This is a genomic window from Pantoea eucrina (assembly GCF_002095385.1).
GTDB lineage: Bacteria > Pseudomonadota > Gammaproteobacteria > Enterobacterales > Enterobacteriaceae > Pantoea > Pantoea eucrina.
Genome location: NZ_MIPP01000031.1, coordinates 1 through 19,581, shown reverse-complemented (window position 1 = coordinate 19,581; position 19,581 = coordinate 1). Strand labels below are relative to the sequence as shown.

At 56.4% G+C, this 19,581-nt stretch carries 17 protein-coding genes and 3 pseudogenes; 12 read left to right on the top strand and 8 right to left on the bottom strand.

Going from position 1 to position 19,581, the window contains the following annotated elements:
• Positions 1 to 24: 24 nt before the first annotated feature.
• The 10 genes and pseudogenes from fabZ (at position 25) to HA43_RS13310 (ending at position 12,064) form a co-directional block, all read left to right on the top strand.
• The gene (fabZ, locus tag HA43_RS13360; protein ID WP_007893924.1) at positions 25 to 480 is read left to right on the top strand and encodes a 3-hydroxyacyl-ACP dehydratase FabZ; all 456 of its coding nucleotides are present in this window, start codon (positions 25 to 27) and stop codon (positions 478 to 480) included.
• Positions 481 to 483: 3 nt separating this feature from the next.
• Positions 484 to 1,272, top strand: coding sequence for an acyl-ACP--UDP-N-acetylglucosamine O-acyltransferase (gene lpxA / locus HA43_RS13355; protein ID WP_094111883.1), 789 nt, complete (start codon positions 484 to 486; stop codon positions 1,270 to 1,272).
• Between the two features lie 3 nt (positions 1,273 to 1,275).
• Positions 1,276 to 2,424 carry a lipid-A-disaccharide synthase gene (lpxB, locus tag HA43_RS13350; RefSeq protein WP_094111882.1) on the top strand — a complete coding sequence of 383 codons (1,149 nt, stop codon included), beginning with the start codon at positions 1,276 to 1,278 and terminating at the stop codon, positions 2,422 to 2,424.
• Positions 2,417 to 3,045: pseudogene (gene rnhB, locus HA43_RS13345) on the top strand (ribonuclease HII). Before lpxB ends, rnhB begins: the two are co-directional and overlap by 8 nt.
• Positions 3,046 to 3,074: 29 nt before the next feature.
• The gene (gene dnaE / locus HA43_RS13340; RefSeq protein WP_071669047.1) at positions 3,075 to 6,557 is read left to right on the top strand and encodes a DNA polymerase III subunit alpha; all 3,483 of its coding nucleotides are present in this window, start codon (positions 3,075 to 3,077) and stop codon (positions 6,555 to 6,557) included.
• Positions 6,558 to 6,569: 12 nt separating this feature from the next.
• A complete protein-coding gene (gene accA, locus HA43_RS13335; RefSeq protein ID WP_094111881.1) occupies positions 6,570 to 7,529 on the top strand; it encodes an acetyl-CoA carboxylase carboxyl transferase subunit alpha in 960 nt (319 codons plus the stop codon).
• A gap of 242 nt (positions 7,530 to 7,771) precedes the next feature.
• Complete coding sequence (locus HA43_RS13325; protein WP_094111879.1) at positions 7,772 to 9,922, top strand: lysine decarboxylase LdcC; 2,151 nt, start codon at positions 7,772 to 7,774, stop codon at positions 9,920 to 9,922.
• A gap of 76 nt (positions 9,923 to 9,998) precedes the next feature.
• A complete protein-coding gene (locus tag HA43_RS13320; RefSeq protein ID WP_039382762.1) occupies positions 9,999 to 10,388 on the top strand; it encodes a VOC family protein in 390 nt (129 codons plus the stop codon).
• A 54-nt stretch (positions 10,389 to 10,442) separates the two neighbouring features.
• Positions 10,443 to 11,759, top strand: coding sequence for a tRNA lysidine(34) synthetase TilS (gene tilS, locus HA43_RS13315; protein ID WP_094111878.1), 1,317 nt, complete (start codon positions 10,443 to 10,445; stop codon positions 11,757 to 11,759).
• Entirely contained in the window at positions 11,756 to 12,064 is a 309-nt protein-coding gene (locus HA43_RS13310) for a c-type cytochrome (RefSeq protein ID WP_071669045.1), read from the top strand. Before tilS ends, HA43_RS13310 begins: the two co-directional genes overlap by 4 nt.
• Before the next feature lie 35 nt (positions 12,065 to 12,099).
• Here HA43_RS13310 and rof read toward each other — a convergent pair whose 3' ends face one another.
• On the bottom strand, positions 12,100 to 12,363 hold the full coding sequence (rof, locus tag HA43_RS13305) for a Rho-binding antiterminator (protein ID WP_039382769.1): 264 nt from the start codon (positions 12,361 to 12,363) through the stop codon (positions 12,100 to 12,102).
• The gene (locus tag HA43_RS13300; RefSeq protein ID WP_094111877.1) at positions 12,350 to 12,550 is read right to left on the bottom strand and encodes a YaeP family protein; all 201 of its coding nucleotides are present in this window, start codon (positions 12,548 to 12,550) and stop codon (positions 12,350 to 12,352) included. Before HA43_RS13300 ends, rof begins: the two co-directional genes overlap by 14 nt.
• Before the next feature lie 216 nt (positions 12,551 to 12,766).
• Here HA43_RS13300 and arfB point away from each other — a divergent pair, with 216 nt between their 5' ends.
• The gene (gene arfB, locus HA43_RS13295) at positions 12,767 to 13,177 is read left to right on the top strand and encodes an alternative ribosome rescue aminoacyl-tRNA hydrolase ArfB (protein ID WP_039382771.1); all 411 of its coding nucleotides are present in this window, start codon (positions 12,767 to 12,769) and stop codon (positions 13,175 to 13,177) included.
• A 29-nt stretch (positions 13,178 to 13,206) separates the two neighbouring features.
• On the opposite strand, the gene proS is transcribed toward arfB, so the two are convergent.
• From proS to metN, 6 genes and pseudogenes are all read right to left on the bottom strand, one after another.
• Positions 13,207 to 14,925, bottom strand: a complete 1,719-nt coding sequence (gene proS / locus HA43_RS13290) for a proline--tRNA ligase (RefSeq protein ID WP_071669042.1) — start codon at positions 14,923 to 14,925, stop codon at positions 13,207 to 13,209.
• Positions 14,926 to 15,014: 89 nt separating this feature from the next.
• A pseudogene (tsaA, locus tag HA43_RS13285) lies at positions 15,015 to 15,718 on the bottom strand (tRNA (N6-threonylcarbamoyladenosine(37)-N6)-methyltransferase TrmO).
• Positions 15,715 to 16,116, bottom strand: coding sequence for an Rcs stress response system protein RcsF (gene rcsF, locus HA43_RS13280; protein ID WP_039382781.1), 402 nt, complete (start codon positions 16,114 to 16,116; stop codon positions 15,715 to 15,717). The pseudogene tsaA and the gene rcsF overlap by 4 nt, the downstream one beginning before the upstream one ends.
• A 127-nt stretch (positions 16,117 to 16,243) precedes the next feature.
• The gene (locus HA43_RS13275) at positions 16,244 to 17,059 is read right to left on the bottom strand and encodes a MetQ/NlpA family lipoprotein (protein ID WP_065650069.1); all 816 of its coding nucleotides are present in this window, start codon (positions 17,057 to 17,059) and stop codon (positions 16,244 to 16,246) included.
• A gap of 37 nt (positions 17,060 to 17,096) precedes the next feature.
• A pseudogene (locus HA43_RS13270) lies at positions 17,097 to 17,749 on the bottom strand (methionine ABC transporter permease MetI).
• The gene (gene metN / locus HA43_RS13265; protein WP_071669040.1) at positions 17,742 to 18,773 is read right to left on the bottom strand and encodes a methionine ABC transporter ATP-binding protein MetN; all 1,032 of its coding nucleotides are present in this window, start codon (positions 18,771 to 18,773) and stop codon (positions 17,742 to 17,744) included. Before metN ends, HA43_RS13270 begins: the two are co-directional and overlap by 8 nt.
• A gap of 187 nt (positions 18,774 to 18,960) precedes the next feature.
• On the opposite strand from metN, the gene gmhB reads away from it, so the two are divergent.
• Entirely contained in the window at positions 18,961 to 19,521 is a 561-nt protein-coding gene (gene gmhB, locus HA43_RS13260) for a D-glycero-beta-D-manno-heptose 1,7-bisphosphate 7-phosphatase (RefSeq protein WP_071669039.1), read from the top strand.
• Positions 19,522 to 19,581 lie beyond the last annotated feature (60 nt).

The following is a 19,581-nucleotide window of genomic DNA, read 5'->3' as shown; positions in this document are numbered from 1 at the left end:
ATTTTTTAGGACAGGAAGAGTATTTTGACTACTGAAACGCATACTCTGAAAATCGAAGAGATTTTAGAACTGCTGCCGCACCGCTATCCGTTTTTGCTGGTGGATCGCGTGCTGGATTTTGAAGAGCACAAATATCTGCGTGCGGTAAAGAACGTTTCTGTTAATGAACCGTTTTTCCAGGGGCACTTCCCTGGTAAACCGATTTTCCCAGGCGTTCTGATTTTAGAAGCGATGGCGCAGGCGACCGGTATTCTGGCGTTTAAAAGCGTTGGCAAACTGGAACCTGGCGAGCTCTATTATTTTGCCGGTATCGATGAAGCCCGCTTCAAGCGCCCGGTAGTACCAGGCGACCAGATGATCATGGAAGTCACCTTCGAAAAAACCCGTCGTGGTCTGACACGTTTTAAAGGCGTTGCTACAGTGGATGGTAAAATTGTCTGTGAAGCGACCATGATGTGTGCCCGTAGCCGGGAGGCATAATTAGTGATTGATTCAACCGCCACCATCCATCCGACCGCCATCGTTGAAGAGGGTGCTGTACTGGGTGCAAATGTTCATATCGGTCCCTTCTGTATTGTGGGCGCTGACGTGGAAATTGGCGCAGGTACGGTATTGAAATCACACGTAGTGGTTAATGGCCATACGCGCATCGGCGAAGAGAACCAGATCTATCAGTTTGTCTCTATTGGTGAGGTAAACCAGGATCTGAAATATGCGGGTGAGCCTACCCGCACCGAAATCGGCGATCGCAACCGGATCCGCGAAAGCGTGACCATTCATCGCGGCACCACGCAGGGTGGCGGACTGACTAAAGTTGGCAGCGACAACCTGCTGATGGTGAATGCGCACATTGCACACGACTGCGTGATTGGCAGCCGCTGCATTCTGGCAAATAACGTGACGCTGGGCGGCCACGTTTCCGTGGATGATTTTGCGATCATCGGCGGCGTGACGGCCGTGCACCAGTGGTGCACTATCGGCGCTCACGTTATGGTTGGCGGTTGTTCCGGCGTGGCGCAGGATATTCCGCCATACATTATTGCGCAGGGTAACCACGCCACGCCGTTTGGCGTCAATATTGAAGGTCTCAAGCGTCGCGGCTTCAGCAAAGAGGCGCTGCATGCTATTCGCAACGCTTACAAGCTGCTCTACCGCAGCGGTAAAACGCTGGAGGAGGTAAAGCCTGAAATCGAGGCGCTGGCGCAGCAGCACAGCGAAGTCCAGCCGTTCTTTGATTTCTTCGCCCGTTCAACCCGTGGATTGATCCGTTAATTCATGTCAGTGCGTCCCTTAACGATTGCCCTGGTCGCCGGAGAAACCTCCGGCGATATTCTTGGTGCCGGTCTGATCCGCGCGCTGAAAGCGCGTCATCCTGATGCACGCTTTGTTGGCGTAGCGGGTCCGCTGATGCAGGCAGAAGGCTGCGAAGTCTGGTACGAAATGGAAGAGCTGGCGGTGATGGGCATTGTCGAAGTGCTGGGCCGCCTGCGACGCCTGCTGACCATCCGCAAAGACCTGACGCAGCGCTTCACCGCGCTCCGCCCTGACGTATTTGTGGGTATCGATGCGCCAGATTTTAATATCACCCTGGAAGGCAACCTGAAGCGTGCCGGTATTCGTACCGTGCACTACGTCAGCCCTTCCGTCTGGGCATGGCGTCAGAAACGTGTCTTTAAGATTGGCCGCAACACCGATATGGTGCTGGCGTTTCTGCCGTTCGAGAAAGCGTTCTACGATCGCTTTAACGTGCCGTGTCGTTTTATCGGTCACACCATGGCTGATGCGATGCCGCTGCAGCCTGATAAGCAGGCCGCGCGTCGCGAGCTGGGTATTGCAGACAATGCGATCTGTCTGGGTTTACTGCCAGGCAGTCGTGGCGCAGAAGTTGAAATGCTGAGCGCCGATTTTCTGCGCGCGGCGCAGCTGCTGCGTCAGCGCTACCCGGCGCTGGAAATCGTGGTTCCGCTGGTTAACGCAAAGCGGCGGGCGCAGTTTGAACAGATTAAAGCGGAGATTGCGCCTGAGCTGCCTATGCACCTGCTGGATGGCAAAGGGCGTCAGGCGATGATCGCCAGCGATGCGGCTATTCTGGCATCCGGCACCGCGGCGCTGGAGTGTATGCTGGCAAAGTGCCCGATGGTCGTGGGGTATCGTATGAAACCCGTTACCTTCTGGCTGGCGAAGCGCCTGGTCAAAACGCCTTACGTCTCGCTGCCTAATCTGCTGGCGGGACGGGAGCTGGTTAAAGAGCTGCTGCAGGATGAGTGCCAGCCGCAGACGCTGGCCGCCGCGCTGGAGCCGCTGCTGCATGCGGGTGCCGAACGCGACGCGCTGCTGGAAACCTTTACTCAACTGCATCAGCAGATCCGCTGGAATGCCGATGAGCAGGCGGCGGATGCGGTACTGGAGATTGCTCATGGCTGAATTTATCTATCCTGATGCGCAACGTATTGCGGGCGTGGACGAAGTCGGACGCGGCCCGCTGGTAGGGGCCGTAGTAACGGCGGCGGTGATCCTCGATCCTGCTAACCCGATTGCTGGTCTGGCAGACTCAAAAAAGCTGTCGGAAAAGCGCCGTCTGGCGCTGTATGATGAAATTACCGAAAAGGCGCTGGCGTGGAGCTCGGCAGGGCTGAGCCAGAAGAGATCGACCAGCTCAATATTCTGCATGCCACGCTGCTGGCGATGCAGCGCGCGGTGGCAGGGCTGCACCTTACGCCCGATTTTGTGCTGATCGATGGCAATCGCTGTCCGGCGCTGGCGATGCCTGCGCAGGCGGTGATCAAAGGCGACAGTCTGGTGCAGGAAATCAGCGCTGCATCCATTATTGCCAAAGTGACGCGCGATCGCGAAATGGCTGAACTCGATCGTCTCTTTCCGCAGTATGGCTTTGTGCAGCATAAAGGTTACCCCACCGCGCTTCATATGGCGAAGCTCAAACAGTTTGGTGCCACGCCGCATCATCGTCGCAGTTTTGCGCCGGTGCGCAACGCGCTGCTGGATGCCGAACTGCACGCCTCAGTACAACCCGCGCCGCTTTATTAAGCCTGACGCTGTTTTAACCGGAAACCGATATGGCTGAACCTCGTTTTATACATCTGCGCGTGCACAGCGACTACTCCATGGTCGATGGCCTGGCGAAGACCGGTCCGCTGGTGAAAAAAGCCGCGGCGCTGGGGATGCCGGCAATAGCGATTACGGATTATACCAACCTCTGCGGCCTGGTGCGCTTCTATGGCAGCGCCCACGGTGCCGGCGTTAAGCCGATTATCGGCGCTGATTTCCAGGTCGCCAGCGAGCTGATGGGCGATGAGCTTACGCAGCTTACGCTGCTCGCGGCGAATAACACGGGCTATCAGAATCTGACACTGCTGATTTCGCGCGCCTATCAGCGCGGCTACGGCATTGCCGGGCCTATCCTCGATCGCGACTGGCTGATTGAGCTGGGCGAAGGGCTGATTGTCCTGTCGGGCGGACGACGCGGCGATGTCGGACGCAGCCTGCTGCGCGGCAATAACGCGCTGGTGGCGCAGTGTCTGAGCTTTTATCAGCAGCACTTTCCCGACCGTTACTACCTTGAGCTGCTCCGCACCGGACGTGCCGATGAGGAGAGCTATCTGCATGCCGCCGTTGAGCTGGCGATAGCGGAAGGGATACCGGTAGTGGCAACCAATGAAGTCTGCTTCATCAATGAAGAGGACTTCGATGCGCATGAGATCCGCGTGGCGATCCACGACGGTTATACGCTGGACGATCCGAAACGTCCGCGCCACTACAGTCCTCAGCAATATATGCGCAGCGAAGAGGAGATGTGCGAGCTGTTTTCGGACATCCCGGAAGCGCTGGAAAACAGCGTAGAGATTGCTAAGCGCTGTAACGTCACCGTCCGCCTCGGCGAATATTTTCTGCCGCAGTTCCCGACCGGCGAGATGACCACCGAAGAGTTTCTGGTGGTGAAATCACGCGAGGGGCTTGAAGAGCGCCTGGCGTTTCTCTTTCCGGATGAAGAGCTGCGTGCGCAGAAGCGCCCGGCCTACGATGAGCGTCTGGAGATTGAGCTCAACGTTATCAACCAGATGGGGTTCCCGGGCTACTTCCTGATCGTGATGGAGTTTATCCAGTGGTCAAAAGATAACGGGATCCCGGTCGGACCCGGACGCGGTTCCGGTGCCGGTTCACTGGTGGCCTATGCGCTGAAGATCACCGACCTCGATCCGCTGGAATTTGACCTGCTGTTTGAACGCTTCCTGAATCCGGAACGTGTCTCCATGCCCGACTTTGACGTCGACTTCTGCATGGAGAAGCGCGATCAGGTGATCGATCACGTTGCCGAGATGTATGGCCGTGAAGCGGTTTCGCAGATTATCACCTTCGGTACCATGGCGGCGAAAGCGGTGATCCGCGATGTAGGGCGCGTGCTGGGCCATCCTTATGGCTTTGTCGATCGCATCTCCAAGCTGGTGCCACCCGATCCGGGCATGACGCTGGAAAAAGCGTTTCAGGCTGAACCGCAGCTGCCTGAGATCTATGACGCCGATGAAGAGGTCAGGGCGCTGATCGACATGGCGCGCAAGCTGGAAGGTGTCACGCGAAACGCCGGCAAGCACGCTGGCGGCGTGGTCATTGCGCCGACCAAAATCACCGATTTTGCCCCGCTTTACTGCGATGAAAACGGCCAGTTCCCCGTCACCCAGTTTGATAAAAATGATGTGGAGTATGCCGGACTGGTGAAGTTTGACTTCCTCGGCCTGCGTACGCTGACCATCATCGACTGGGCGCTGAAGATGATCAACCCGCGCCGTGAAAAGCAGGGGCTGCCGCCGATCGACATTGCGGCTATTCCGCTTGATGATAAAAAAAGCTTCGATATGCTGCAGCGCTCAGAGACCACCGCGGTGTTCCAGCTTGAATCGCGCGGCATGAAAGATCTGATCAAGCGACTGAAGCCTGACTGCTTTGAAGATATGATCGCCCTGGTGGCGCTGTTTCGTCCCGGCCCGCTGCAGTCCGGCATGGTGGATAACTTTATCGACCGTAAGCATGGCCGCGAAGAACTCTCCTATCCTGACATCCAGTGGCAGCATGAGAGTCTGAAGCCGGTACTGGAGCCTACCTACGGCATCATTCTCTATCAGGAGCAGGTGATGCAGATCGCACAGGTGCTGGCGGGTTATACGCTGGGCGGCGCTGATATGCTGCGTCGTGCGATGGGTAAAAAGAAACCGGAAGAGATGGCGAAGCAGCGTTCAGTGTTCAAAGAGGGCGCTGAAAGCATGGGTATCAACGGCGAGCTGTCGATGAAAATCTTCGACCTGGTAGAGAAGTTCGCCGGCTATGGTTTTAACAAATCGCACTCTGCAGCCTATGCGCTGGTCTCCTATCAGACGCTGTGGCTGAAAGCACACTATCCGGCTGAGTTTATGGCTGCGGTCATGACCGCCGATATGGATAACACCGAGAAAGTGGTCGGGCTGGTGGATGAGTGCTGGCGCATGGGTCTGAAAGTGCTGCCGCCGGATATCAATGCCGGCCTCTATCCGTTCCACGTTAACGACGACGGTGAAATTGTCTACGGCATCGGCGCGATCAAAGGCGTCGGTGAAGGCCCGATTGAAGCGATTCTCGAAGCGCGTAATCAGGGCGGCTATTTTAAAGAGCTGTTCGATCTCTGCGCGCGTACCGATACGCGCAAAATTAACCGCCGGGTGATGGAGAAGCTGATCATGTCCGGCGCGTTTGACCGGCTCGGGCCCCATCGCGCGGCGCTGATGAGCGCCCTGAGCGATGCCCTGAAAGCCGCTGACCAGCATGCTAAAGCAGAAGCGACGGGGCAGGCAGATATGTTTGGCGTGCTGGCTGAAGAGCCGGAGCAGGTCGAAAAATCGTATGCGTCAATTACGCCGTGGCCAGAGCAGGTGCAGCTGGATGGCGAGCGTGAAACGCTGGGGCTCTATCTTACCGGGCATCCGATTAATCAGTATCTGAAAGAGATTGAGCGCTACGTCGGCGGGATGCGGCTGAAAGATATGCATCCTACTGAACGTGGCAAGGTCACCATCGCTGCGGGGCTGGTGATTGCCGCCCGCGTGATGGTGACCAAGCGCGGCAACCGAATTGGTATTTGTACTCTGGACGATCGCTCCGGTCGTCTGGAAGTCATGCTATTTACCGATGCGTTAGATAAGTACCAGCAGCTGCTGGAGAAAGACCGTATCCTGATCGTCAGCGGACAGGTCAGCTTTGATGACTTCAGCGGCGGGCTTAAAATGACCGCCAGGGAAGTGATGGATATCGATGAAGCGCGGGAAAAATATGCGCGCGGACTTGCTATCTCGCTGACGGACAGGCAAATTGATGACCAGCTTTTAAACCGTCTCCGCCAGTCTCTGGAACCTCATCGTTCCGGGACCATTCCGGTACATCTCTATTATCAGAGAGCAGATGCGCGGGCGAAGCTGCGCTTTGGTGCAGCGTGGCGTATTTCGCCCAGCGATCGTTTACTTAACGACCTGCGGTCGTTAGTAGGATCGGAGCAGGTGGAACTGGAGTTTGACTAAAACAGGAACATTATGAGTCTTAATTACCTGGATTTTGAACAGCCGATCGCCGAACTCGAAGCGAAGATCGATTCGCTTAAATCGATTGGCCGTTCAGATGAGAAACACGATATTAATCTGGATGAAGAGATTCAGCGCCTTCGCGAGAAAAGCGTTGAACTGACCCGTAAAATCTTCTCCGATTTAGGTGCATGGCAGGTCGCGCAGCTGGCGCGTCATCCGCTGCGTCCCTATACGCTGGACTACGTGCGCAACACATTTGACGACTTTGACGAGCTGGCAGGCGATCGCGCCTATGCTGACGACAAAGCGATTGTGGGTGGTATCGCACGTCTGGATGGCCGTCCGGTGATGATCATTGGTCATCAGAAAGGGCGTGAAACCAAAGAGAAAATTCGCCGTAACTTCGGTATGCCTGCACCAGAAGGCTATCGTAAAGCGCTGCGTCTGATGGAGATGGCAGAGCGTTTTAAGATGCCACTTATCACCTTTATCGACACGCCGGGTGCTTATCCGGGCGTGGGCGCCGAAGAGCGCGGTCAGTCTGAAGCGATTGCCCGTAACCTGCGTGAGATGTCTGGTCTGAAAATTCCGGTGATCTGCACCGTGATTGGCGAGGGCGGCTCCGGTGGCGCGCTGGCGATTGGCGTGGGCGACAAAGTGAACATGCTGCAGTACAGCACCTACTCGGTGATCTCACCGGAAGGCTGTGCGTCAATTCTGTGGAAAAGCGCAGATAAAGCGCCGCTGGCGGCAGAAGCGATGGGCATCACCGCCGGGCGTCTGCAGGAGCTGAAGCTGATCGACTCGATCATTCCTGAGCCGCTGGGTGGCGCGCATCGTCGTCCGGTTGATATGGCCGCTTCTCTGAAGCAGCAGCTGCTGGCCGATCTGGCCGATCTCGACGGGCTGAGCACGGAAGAGCTGCTCGATCGCCGCTATCAGCGCCTGATGAACTACGGTTACGCGTAAGGTAAGCTCTGCAGCAAAAAAGCGGACTCCGGTCCGCTTTTTTTATGCCTGTTTTCCACGATCGGGCCTGAGTTCCCTGCAGGACCGCCATTTATGGCGGCAGCGATCCCCCAGGGGCGCCATTTATGGCGACCGAAATGCATCGCTGAAAACATCAGGCCAGCAACGGCGCTATTCCGGAACATTCTCCGGCCACTTTTCGCTATCCTTACTCTGTGCCACAAGACCACAGGAGGTGAGCATTGAATATTATTGCGATCATGGGACCGCACGGCGCGTTCTACAAAGATGAACCAATTCGCGAACTGGATGCCGCGCTGAAACTGCAGGGCTTTCACACCGTTTATCCCAGCAATGCCAGCGACCTGCTGAAGCTGATTGAGCACAACCCGCGCGTATGCGGCGTCGTATTTGACTGGGATGAGTACAGCATGGCGCTCTGCAGCGACATCAACCAGCTCAATGAGTCGCTGCCGCTCTACGCCTTTATCAACACCCATTCGCAGATGGACGTCAGCGTTAATGAAATGCGCATGGCGCTGCAGTTTTTTGAATATGCGCTCAGCACCGCAGACGATATCGCGCTGCATATCCGCCAGTATACCGATGAGTACATCGATAAAATTTTACCCCCACTGACCAAAGCGCTGTTTACCTATGTTAAAGAGGGTAAATACACCTTCTGTACGCCAGGCCATATGGGCGGTACCGCCTTTCAGAAAAGCCCGGTCGGCAGCCTGTTTTATGACTTTTTCGGCGCTAACACGCTTAAAGCGGATGTCTCTATCTCCGTCACCGAACTGGGTTCGCTGCTCGATCATACCGGCCCGCATCTCGACGCCGAAGAGTATATTGCCCGTACCTTTGGGGCAGAGCAGAGCTATATGGTGACCAACGGCACCTCAACCTCAAACAAAATTGTCGGTATGTATGCCGCCCCGGCAGGCAGTACGGTACTGATTGACCGCAACTGTCACAAATCGCTGACCCATCTGCTGATGATGAGCGACATCGTGCCCGTCTGGCTCAAGCCAACGCGTAATGCGCTGGGCATTCTGGGCGGTATTCCGCAGCGTGAATTTACCCGGGAGGCTATTCAGAGCAAAGTGGATAGCACGCCGCGCGCCAGCTGGCCGGTCCATGCGGTGATCACCAATTCAACGTACGACGGATTGCTCTACAACACGGAATATATCAAGCAGACGCTGGATGTGCCGTCGATCCACTTCGATTCCGCCTGGGTGCCTTATACCAATTTTCATCCCATCTACAGCGGAAAAAGCGGCATGAGCGGTGAACGGATCCCGGGCAAGGTGATCTATGAAACGCAATCCACCCATAAGCTGCTGGCCGCGTTTTCCCAGGCTTCACTGATTCATATCAAAGGCGACTACGACCACGATACGTTTAACGAAGCCTATATGATGCACACCACTACCTCGCCGAGCTACGGCATTGTGTCATCGATTGAAACCGCTGCGGCGATGCTGCGCGGCAATCCGGGTAAGCGGCTAATTAACCGTTCGGTTGAGCGCGCGCTGCACTTCCGGCGCGAGATCCAGCGGCTGCGTGAAGAGTCTGATGGCTGGTTTTTTGATATCTGGCAGCCAGAGCAGGTGGATGAGGCAGAGTGCTGGCCGATCCAGCCGGGAGAAGAGGCATGGCACGGCTTTCAGCAGGCCGATCGCGATCATATGTATCTCGATCCCATTAAAGTCACGATCCTGACGCCCGGCATGAGCGAACTGGGCGCGATGGCGGAAGAGGGGATCCCGGCGGCGCTGGTGGCGAAATTTCTCGATCAGCGCGGCGTGGTGGTAGAGAAAACCGGGCCTTATAACCTGCTGTTTCTGTTCAGTATCGGGATCGATAAAACCCGCGCCATGAGCCTGCTGCGCGGTCTGACCGAGTTTAAACGCGCCTACGATCTTAATCTGCGCGTGAAAAATATGCTGCCGGATCTCTATGCGGAGGATCCCGATTTCTATCGCAATATGCGGATCCAGACGCTGGCGCAGGGGATCCACCAGCTGATCCTGCAGCACGATCTGCCGCGGCTGATGCTGAAAGCCTTTGATGTCCTGCCTGAAATGAAAATGACGCCGCATCAGGCGTTCCAGCATCAGGTCAAAGGTGAGGTTGAAACCGTGGATATCCGCGAACTGGTAGGGCGTACCTCCGCCAATATGATCTTGCCCTATCCGCCAGGCGTGCCGCTGGTAATGCCCGGTGAGATGATCACAGAACAGAGCCGGGCCGTGCTCGACTTTCTGCTGATGCTCTGCACCATCGGGCGCCACTACCCTGGCTTTGAAACCGATATTCACGGCACCACGCTGACAGAGGATGGGCGCTATCTGGTGCGGGTACTGCGCGACGCGCCGCAGTCCTGACTTCGGATAAATGCCTCTGGTCACGCTGACGTCCGGCACGTAGGCTTGGCGGCTCAGATTTTTTTTCGGAGCCGCTATGCTACAGATCAAACAGATTCACCACATTGCGATTATTGCCACTGACTATCCGCGCAGCAAAGCGTTCTACTGCGATGTGCTGGGCTTCTCCCTGCTGGGTGAGTACTACCGCGCTGAGCGGGATTCATGGAAAGGCGACCTCGGCCTGCATGGCGTCTATACCATTGAGCTGTTCTCATTTCCCTCCCCGCCGCCGCGCGTAACCGCACCTGAAGCCTGCGGCCTGCGCCATCTGGCATTTTGCGTAGAGGATGTGGCGCAGTCGGTTGCGGCGCTGGCAGAAAAAGGCGTGATCTGCGAACCGGTGCGTATCGATGCGCTGACCGGTAAAGCCTGCACCTTTTTTACCGATCCGGATGGTTTGCCGCTGGAGCTTTATCAGGCGTAAAATAGCCGCCGCAGAATGCCGCAATCAGGCGGCATCATCAGATGGAACGGCACTATGTCTTTTTCCCACCTTGCTGCGCTGCTGGATCCCGCCGGTCGCTACGTGGTGGCATTCAGCGGCGGGCTCGACTCCACCGTGCTGCTGCATCAGCTGGTCTGCTGGCAGCAGCAGCATTCGCAGCTGAGCGTGCGGGCGCTGCACGTGCATCACGGCCTGAGTCCGCACGCCGACCGATGGGCCGCACACTGCCGGCAGCAGTGCCAGCGCTGGCATATCGCCTGCGACGTATTGCCGGTAACGGTTGATGCCAGGGCAGGAGGCGTGGAGGCGTCGGCGCGCAGAGAGCGCTATCAGGCGCTGTTCGCCCGGCTGCAGCCGGATGAACAGCTGCTCACCGCGCAGCATCTGGACGATCAGTGTGAAACGCTGCTGCTGGCGCTAAAGCGCGGCAGCGGCCCGGCGGGGCTGGCGGCAATGCCGCCGCGGCGCACAGTGCAGGGGCATGAACATCTGCGTCCGCTGCTCAGCCTTAGCCGTGAGCAGCTGGAGCAGTGGGCGGCTGAGCACCAGCTCAGCTGGATTGAGGATGAGAGCAATGACGACAGCCGCTACGACCGCAACTTTTTGCGTCAGCAGATTATGCCGCTGCTGCATCAGCGCTGGCCGCACTTCAGCGCTGCCAGCGCCCGCAGCGCCGCGCTCTGCGCAGAGCAGGAGCAGCTGCTGGATGAGCTGCTGCAGCAGGAGCTGAGCCAGCTGCTTACGCCACAGGGCGCACTGCATTTTCCGCCGTTGCAGAGCATGAGCGAAGCGCGGCGTAACGCGCTGCTGCGCCGCTGGATCGCCGGGCAGGGCGGGGCGATGCCGTCACGTGCAGCGCTGCAGCGCATCAGTACTGAGGTTATCGCGAGCCGGACTGATGCACAGCCGGCGCTGCAGCTGGGAAATTTTACGCTGCGCCGCTATCGCGATGCGCTCTACTGGTTGCCGCCGCAGCCGTCGCTGCGTGACCAGGCATGCTGCTGGCCGCAGCTTACCCGATCGCTGGTGCTGCCCGGCGGAGTGGGTCAGCTGCTGGCTGACTTCTCACGCGCGGAGCTGCGTCTGCCTGCGGCGGATGAAACGGTTTACGTTCGCTTTCAGGCGCGCGGCTACTATCATCTGCTGGGACGGGCGGGCGGACGCGAAATGAAAAAACTGTGGCAGGAGCTGGCGATCCCGCCCTGGCAGCGGGAGCGTATTCCACTGATCTACTATAACCATACGCTGATTTGCGCGCCGGGCCTGTTTGTTACCCATGAAGGCGCTGCCTGCAGCGATCGGGGCTGGCAGGCGATCTGGCATCAGCCTGACAGGGAGAAGGTATCATGAGGCACTGGCTGACGGCTGTGCTATGTTTTGTATCGCTGCCGCTATGGGCAGAAGGCGATGCGGCCGCGGGCGCAGAAAAAGCAGCCCGCTGTATGGCGTGTCACGGTGCAGAGGGCAAAAGCGCGATACCCCTCTATCCTCATCTGGCCGGGCAGCAGGCGCCTTATCTGGCGCATGCGTTGCACGCCTATCAGAAAGGTGAGCGCAGCGGCGGTCAGGCAGAGGTGATGAAAGCGTTTGTGGCGGGACTAAGCGATACCGATATTGAGGATTTAGCGGCTTACTATAGCGGACTTAAGCCGTAGTAAACGCGGGCGGAGAGGGTCCGCCCGCCGCGAGACTACTCGTCTTCGCTGACCACCACGGTGCCGAGTTCAGGATGGCTGAAGCTGGCAATGTGATCGAGGCGCAGCTCGCGGGTTTCCCCGGAGAGGTCAACCGCAAGATATTCGACGTTTTTGCGCGAAACCATATCCCGCGCTTTCGCCTTCAGCTGGTCGCCATTTTTCAGCTGCAGTGACAGCATCCAGTGTCGGGTGCAGGCGAGTTCCAGGTTGTCGTAGTCATCGCAATTGATGGGTTTATAAGCTTCATTTGTCAACATAGTCGCTCACCATTAAGTTTGCAGCAGCCGAGGCTGCCTGATCCCTGACAGAAGAGTTTAGCGCGGAATGAGCGGCGATATCATTGAGTGCATTCAGCGCGCGCATCAGCGCGTCGGGCACATATCCCGGCTCACCGCTGCCGATTTCAGCATATTTCTGGCGAACTAACTCACAATACGTTTGCACATGCACCTCCTCAGCAGAGCATAAATACCCTGGTTGCCTGGCGACTATAACACAGGGGTTTCCCGGAAATCAGCCAGGGCAAGCGGGGAAACAGAGATAGAAAAGCAGCAGAACAGCGGCTGGCACGGCCTGCCGGACGCTGGCTTGCGCACAAAAGGTTAAGTTGATGAACAGGAAAATTCAGTACAGAACGCCGTATGAACCGGCAGGTGACAGATGATTATGCTGTCGCGCACGGTTGAGATCCCGGAGAGTGAAATAGAGCTGACGGCTATCCGCGCTCAGGGGGCAGGGGGGCAGCACGTGAATAAAACCTCGACGGCTATTCATCTGCGGTTTGATGTCCGCGCATCTTCGCTGCCGGAGTTTTATAAAACGCGGCTGCTCGCTGCCAGTCATCACCTGATTACGGCAGAAGGCGTGGTCATTATTAAAGCGCAGGAGTATCGCAGTCAGGAGATGAATCGTGAGGCCGCGCTGCAGCGCCTGATCAATCTGATCCGCGAGTTAACCACGGTGGAGAAAGCGCGTCGCGCGACGCGGCCCACGCGCGCGTCAAAAGAACGGCGGCTGGAGGGGAAATCGCGGCGCAGCAGCGTAAAAGCGATGCGTGGCAAAGTGCGATAAAAAACGCCTCCCGCAGGAGGCGTTTGCCATTACTTATTCAGCGCGCTGGCCAGGAAGCTGACGATCTCATGCTGGCTGATCATCTGCTTCTCGCTTGCGGAGCGGGATTTGTACTCAATCTCTTCGTTGTCGAGATTGCGATCGCCAATCACGATGGTGTGCGGCACGCCAATCAGCTCCATATCAGCAAACATCACGCCCGGACGCTCTTTACGATCGTCGAGGATAACGTCGATGCCTCTGGCGCGCAGTTCGCTGTAGAGCGATTCTGCCAGCTGCTGAACCCGGAAAGATTTATGCATATTCATTGGCAGAATTGCGACTTCAAACGGTGCCAGCGCCGCAGGCCAGATAATGCCGCGCTCGTCATGGTTCTGCTCAATTGCGGCAGCCACCACGCGGGTAATACCGATACCGTAGCAGCCCATGGTCATAATCTGGTTGCGGCCATCTTCGCCCTGTACGGCTGCTTTCATCGCATCGGAGTATTTGGTGCCGAGCTGGAAAATGTGACCCACCTCGATACCGCGCTTGATCTGCAGTACGCCTTTACCATCCGGGCTTGGATCGCCCTCGACCACATTGCGGATATCTTCAACCCGCGCTTCCGGCAGATCGCGGCCCCAGTTAATGCCGGCAAAGTGCTGACCGTCGATGTTGGCACCGGCGGAGAAATCACTCATTTTTGCCACGGTACGGTCCGCAATGACCGGGATGGTCAGACCGACCGGACCGATAGAACCAAAGCCTGCACCCGTTACGGCACGGATCGCCTCTTCATTGCCCATTTCCAGCGGCGAAGCGACGATATCGAGATGTTCAGCTTTGATCTCGTTCAGCTCATGATCGCCACGCACCAGCAGAGCAACCAGCTGATGGCCGCTCTCTTCACTCGCCTTCACAATCAGCGTCTTAACCGTTTTCTCAACCGGGATCTGGTGCTGCTCAACCAGCTCCGCGATGGTTTTGGCATGTGGCGTGGCAAACTGTGTCATCGGCTGTGTTGCCGCCGGACGCTCGCCAGCCGGAGCCAGCGCTTCAGCTTTCTCAATGTTTGCGGCGTAGTCTGACTCGCTGGAGAAGATCACATCATCTTCACCGCTCTGCGCCAGCACCTGGAATTCATGTGAACCGCTGCCGCCGATAGAGCCGGTGTCAGCCTGCACCGCGCGGAAATCGAGACCCATGCGGGTAAAGCTCTGACTGTAGGCGCGATACATCGCATCGTAGGTTTCCTGCAGCGACGCCTGCGAGGTATGGAAGGAGTAGGCGTCTTTCATGATGAACTCACGCGAACGCATCACGCCAAACCGTGGGCGCACTTCATCGCGGAACTTGGTCTGAATCTGATACAGATTAAGCGGCAGCTGCTTATAAGAGCTCAGCTCGTTGCGGATCAGATCGGTAATGACCTCTTCATGCGTCGGACCGAGCACAAACGGACGTTCGTGACGATCTTTAATGCGCAGCAGCTCCGGGCCATACTGCTCCCAGCGCCCGCTCTCTTCCCACAGGTCGGCCGGCTGAACCACCGGCATAGAGATTTCAATTGCGCCGGCGTTGTTCATCTCTTCGCGCACGATGTTTTCAACTTTTCGCAGCACGCGAACCCCGGTCGGCAGCCAGGTATAGAGTCCGGAAGCCAGTTTGCGGATCATCCCGGCACGCAGCATCAGCTGATGGCTGATCACTTCTGCATCGGAAGGCGTCTCCTTAAGCGTGGAGAGCAGATATTGAGTAGTACGCATTAATTATGATTCCAGTTATATGGAAGAAGAAGAGCAGACCGTTACTGGCCGTTAGTGTACCAGCGAGAAACAGCGCTCAAAAGCCTGTTTTAGCGTGGATCCACGGCAATGACCTCAGTACCCGCTTCATCAATGCGCCAGCGCACGTTGAAATCGAGCAGCCAGGCGGCATATTCGCGATCCAGCGATTCACCTTTGCGATAGGCGGGACGCGGATCCTGGGCCAGAACTTCGGTAATAAAACGCTGCAGCTGAGGAATATGCGCCTGCTGCTGAATCTGCTGCTGAGCGGCGGCTGAAAAACGCACCGGCATGGTCGCTTTAGGTGCAGCCTGAGCATACCCGGCGCGCGCGTCGGGCAGCGCTTCGGCAAACGGCAGGTAGGGCTTGATATCAATCACCGGTGTGCCATCAACCAGATCAAGGCTGCCGAGCTGCAGGATAACCTGCGATTTTTCACAGCGGATCCCTTTTAGCTCAACCAGTGACATGCCTACCGGGTTAGGACGAAACGTTGATCGCGTTGCAAAGACGCCCATTCGCGCGTTGCCGCCGAGGCGTGGCGGGCGGACAGTAGGGCGCCAGCCGCCGGCCATGGTCTGATGAAACATAAACAGGATCCAGATGTGGCTGAACGCTCCAGACCGCGTACGGCTTCCGGCTGATTGTACGGGGCCTGCAGATGCAGTTCACCGCCGCCATCCTGAACCAGGCCCGGCTGCCGCGGTACGGCAAATTTCTCTTTCCACGGGGAGCGGATCACGCCAATCTGCGCAACGGCAAACTCACTCATTGGCCGGAAACTTTCAGCGCTGAGCCCTGGCAGATTGCCTGGCGGTAGCAGCCTGGCGTACTGGTCACAATTTCACATTTGTGCAGCAGCACGGCGTTGGCCTTCATACCTGCTGCTTTGATCTGCAGACGTTTACGCGCAGTATTGATATTCGGAGGTGAATCCTGCGTGCTGCTCTGGCAATCTTCGCCAGACACTTCACCCAGATCGCGGAAAGGATTGCTGACCAGATCGGTTGCGTCGGTATAGATTTTCACCGGAGCCGGGCGCGGGGCCGGCTTGCGCTGCGGCTGAGCGGATGACTGCTGCGGACGAGCCGGAGCGCTGCTTATCGGGTGATATTCACGAACGCACCCGGTCAGCATCAACGCCAACAGGCAGAGCGGTAAAAAACGCATGGCAACATCCTCCTGTAATAAAAGTGGCGTTATTGAAACAAGGACGCCCGCAAATAACAAGTCAGCAGCCACATGCAGAAATAGAAAGGGCGGCCAGCGCCGCCCTCAGGAGAGAAAAGAAGTGAACTTACCAGCCTTTAACCGCGCCACCGTTAAAGATTTTGTTCGCAGACTCAGCCACTTCGTCTGACTGATACGCTTCAACAAACTTCTTCACGTTCTCAGCGTCTTTATTATCTTCACGGCTCACCAGCAGGTTAACGTATGGGGAATCTTTATCTTCCACAAAGATGCCATCTTTTGCCGGGGTCAGACCAATCTGGCTGGCATACGTTGTGTTGATAACCGCGAGTGCAATCTGCTGATCGTCAAGCGAGCGTGGCAGCTGTGGCGCTTCCAGTTCAACAATCTTCAGGTTCTTTGGATTTTCCACAATATCCAGCGACGTTGGCAGCAGGCCAACACCCTCTTTCAGCTTAATCAGTCCCGCTTTCTGCAGCAGCAGCAGAGAGCGGCCCAGGTTGGTTGGATCGTTAGGGATGGCGATCTGCGCGCCATCCTGCAGTTCGGTCAGCGACTTAATCTTTTTGGAGTAGCCGGCAATCGGGTAAACAAAGGTGTTGCCAACCGGTACCAGCTTGTAGCCACGATCTTTGATCTGCTGATCCAGATAGGGCTTATGCTGGAAAGCGTTAACGTCAATATCCCCTTTGCTCAGCGCTTCATTAGGTAACACGTAATCGTTAAATGTCACCAGCTCGACGTCGAGATTATATTTATCTTTAGCCACTTTAACGGCAGTTTCAGCAACCTGCTGTTCAGCACCGACAATCACGCCCACTTTGATATGGTTGGGATCTTTTGCCTGCTGATCGCATCCGGCCAGAGCAATAGCACCAATCAGAGCACCTGCTGCGGCAATCTTTTTAAATGTGAAAGACATATCCTTTCCTTAATAGAGAAGTATTGATGTTATTGGCTTATTTATGCGACACCGCGCGAACAATGCGATCGCCGCAGAACTGAATGAGATATACCAGCACGACCAGCAGCACCAGTACAGTATTCATTACGGTAGCGTTATACCCGATATAGCCATACTGATAGCCAATCTGGCCCAGACCACCCGCGCCCACGGCACCGCCCATAGCAGAATAGCCAACCAGCGTAATGAGCGTAATGGTGGCCGCGTTAACCAGGCCCGGCATCGCTTCCGGCAGCAACACCTTGCGGACAATCTGCAGCGGCGTGGCACCCATCGCGCGGGAGGCTTCGATCAGGCCGGTCGCAGCTCCAGCAGGGCATTTTCAACCATACGGGCAATAAACGGCGCGGCGCCAACGGTCAGCGGGACAATCGCCGCCTGCAGGCCGATAGAGGTGCCGACAATTGCGCGGGTAAACGGAATCATCCATACCAGCAATATAATGAACGGGATCGATCGGAAGATATTGACGATAGCAGAGAGCACGCGGTAAAGCGCGCTGTTCGCCAGAATCTGACCGGGGCGTGTAACATACAGTAGTACGCCGACCGGCAGGCCAATAACAAACCCGAAAAAGCCAGAGACAAAGGTCATCATCAGCGTTTCCCAGACGCCGCGCGTCAGTAACCACAGCATCGCTTCAGACATAACCTAATACCTCTACTTTCACATGATGTTCTTTCAGCCAGCTTATCGCGGCCTGCGTATCTGTTTCACTGCCATCCATTTCTGCCAGCATGATGCCGAACTTGACTCCGCCTGCATAATCCATCTGCGCACTGATAATGTTGTTGTTCACATTAAAGCGGCGGGCAGCTTCTGACAGCAGCGGTGCATCAACAGATTTCCCGGTAAACTCCAGGCGCAGCAGGGGCACAGCCTGTGCGGCAGGCTGCGCGCGCATGCGCTCCTGATAATCTTCCGGAATATCCAGATGCAGCGTCGACTGAATAAACTGCTGCGCCAGCGGCGTTTTTGGATGAGAAAAAACTTCGCTGACGCTATCTTTTTCAATCAGCTCGCCGTTACTGATCACAGCAACCTGATCGCAGATGCGCTTAACCACATCCATCTCATGGGTGATAAGCAGAATAGTAATACCGAGGCGGCGGTTAATGTCTTTCAGCAACTCCAGTATCGAACGGGTGGTCGCCGGGTCGAGCGCGCTGGTGGCTTCGTCGCACAGCAGTACTTTGGGATTGCTGGCCAGCGCACGCGCAATAGCCACACGCTGTTTTTGCCCGCCAGAGAGATTAGCTGGCCAGCTGTCATGCTTGTCATTCAGGCCAACCAGCTCCAGCAGCTCGCTAACGCGCGCTTTGATCTGATCGCGTGACAGATTGCCCAGCTCCAGCGGCAGCGCCACATTGCCGGCCACCGTACGCGAGTTCATCAGGTTGAAGTGCTGAAAAATCATGCCGATCTGGCGACGTGCCAGCGTCAGCTGCCCGGAAGAGAGTGCGGTGAGATCCTGTCCGTCGACCAGCACACGACCGGATGTAGGGCGCTCAAGCAGGTTGACGCAGCGGATCAGCGTACTCTTGCCCGCGCCTGACGAACCGATGACGCCATAAATCTGTCCCGCCGGCACATGCAGGCTGACGCCGGAGAGCGCCTGTATTGTGCGTGAACCCTGCTGGAACACTTTGGTGATATTTTCGAGTTTAATCATTAGTTAATTATTATCGTCTGACGTTATCCGTGGTGTATCAATATTCGATCAGCGAAGCTGGACGAAAGCTGAATGGATGGTAAGGCATCCAGACGTCTAAATCAATCGACGTAATGCAATCTGCCATTCTCTCGCTATGCCCAATCATGCAATACTTAGCACTATTAATTGCAGCAGGAGTATTTACGTGGCGAACCCAGTCCCGGCTATTTTTCTCGATCGTGATGGCACATTAAATGTTGATCACGGTTATGTTCATGAGATCGACAATTTTCAGTTTATAGAAGGCACCATTGAAGCGCTGCAGGCGCTGAAAAAGATGGGCTACGCGCTGGTGCTGGTCACTAACCAGTCGGGTATTGCCCGCGGGATGTTTACGGAAGATACCTTTATGCAGCTGACGGAGTGGATGGACTGGTCACTGGCCGATCGCGATATCGACCTGGACGGCATCTACTATTGTCCTCACCTGCCGGATGCCACCGTGCCTGCTTACCGTCAAAACTGCGACTGTCGTAAACCTCAGCCTGGAATGCTGCTGTCTGCGCAGCAGGAGCTGAACATCGATATGGCCGCTTCATATATGGTAGGGGATAAGCTGGAAGATATGCTGGCAGGGCAGGCCGCTGGCGTCGGCACCCGCGTGCTGGTGCGCAGCGGTAAAACGGTTACCGCTGAAGGTGAAGCAGCAGCAGATTGGGTGTTAAATAGCCTGGCAGAGCTGCCGGCGCGCATTAAACAGGCATAAATAACCGGTTTTGCGCAAACATTAACCGGGTGATAAAAAAGTTGAAATTAGTGCTTGTCA

What these genes read in the sequence shown, in the direction of transcription:
- lpxB (WP_094111882.1), top strand. Translation starts at nt 1,276, where the DNA reads ATGTCAGTGCGTCCCTTAACGATTGCCCTGGTCGCCGGAGAAACCTCC.
- dnaE (WP_071669047.1), top strand. Translation starts at nt 3,075, where the DNA reads ATGGCTGAACCTCGTTTTATACATCTGCGCGTGCACAGCGACTACTCC.
- accA (WP_094111881.1), top strand. Translation starts at nt 6,570, where the DNA reads ATGAGTCTTAATTACCTGGATTTTGAACAGCCGATCGCCGAACTCGAA.
- HA43_RS13320 (WP_039382762.1), top strand. Translation starts at nt 9,999, where the DNA reads ATGCTACAGATCAAACAGATTCACCACATTGCGATTATTGCCACTGAC.
- tilS (WP_094111878.1), top strand. Translation starts at nt 10,443, where the DNA reads ATGTCTTTTTCCCACCTTGCTGCGCTGCTGGATCCCGCCGGTCGCTAC.
- HA43_RS13310 (WP_071669045.1), top strand. Translation starts at nt 11,756, where the DNA reads ATGAGGCACTGGCTGACGGCTGTGCTATGTTTTGTATCGCTGCCGCTA.
- rof (WP_039382769.1), bottom strand. Translation starts at nt 12,363, where the DNA reads ATGTTGACAAATGAAGCTTATAAACCCATCAATTGCGATGACTACGAC.
- arfB (WP_039382771.1), top strand. Translation starts at nt 12,767, where the DNA reads ATGATTATGCTGTCGCGCACGGTTGAGATCCCGGAGAGTGAAATAGAG.
- proS (WP_071669042.1), bottom strand. Translation starts at nt 14,925, where the DNA reads ATGCGTACTACTCAATATCTGCTCTCCACGCTTAAGGAGACGCCTTCC.
- rcsF (WP_039382781.1), bottom strand. Translation starts at nt 16,116, where the DNA reads ATGCGTTTTTTACCGCTCTGCCTGTTGGCGTTGATGCTGACCGGGTGC.
- HA43_RS13275 (WP_065650069.1), bottom strand. Translation starts at nt 17,059, where the DNA reads ATGTCTTTCACATTTAAAAAGATTGCCGCAGCAGGTGCTCTGATTGGT.
- metN (WP_071669040.1), bottom strand. Translation starts at nt 18,773, where the DNA reads ATGATTAAACTCGAAAATATCACCAAAGTGTTCCAGCAGGGTTCACGC.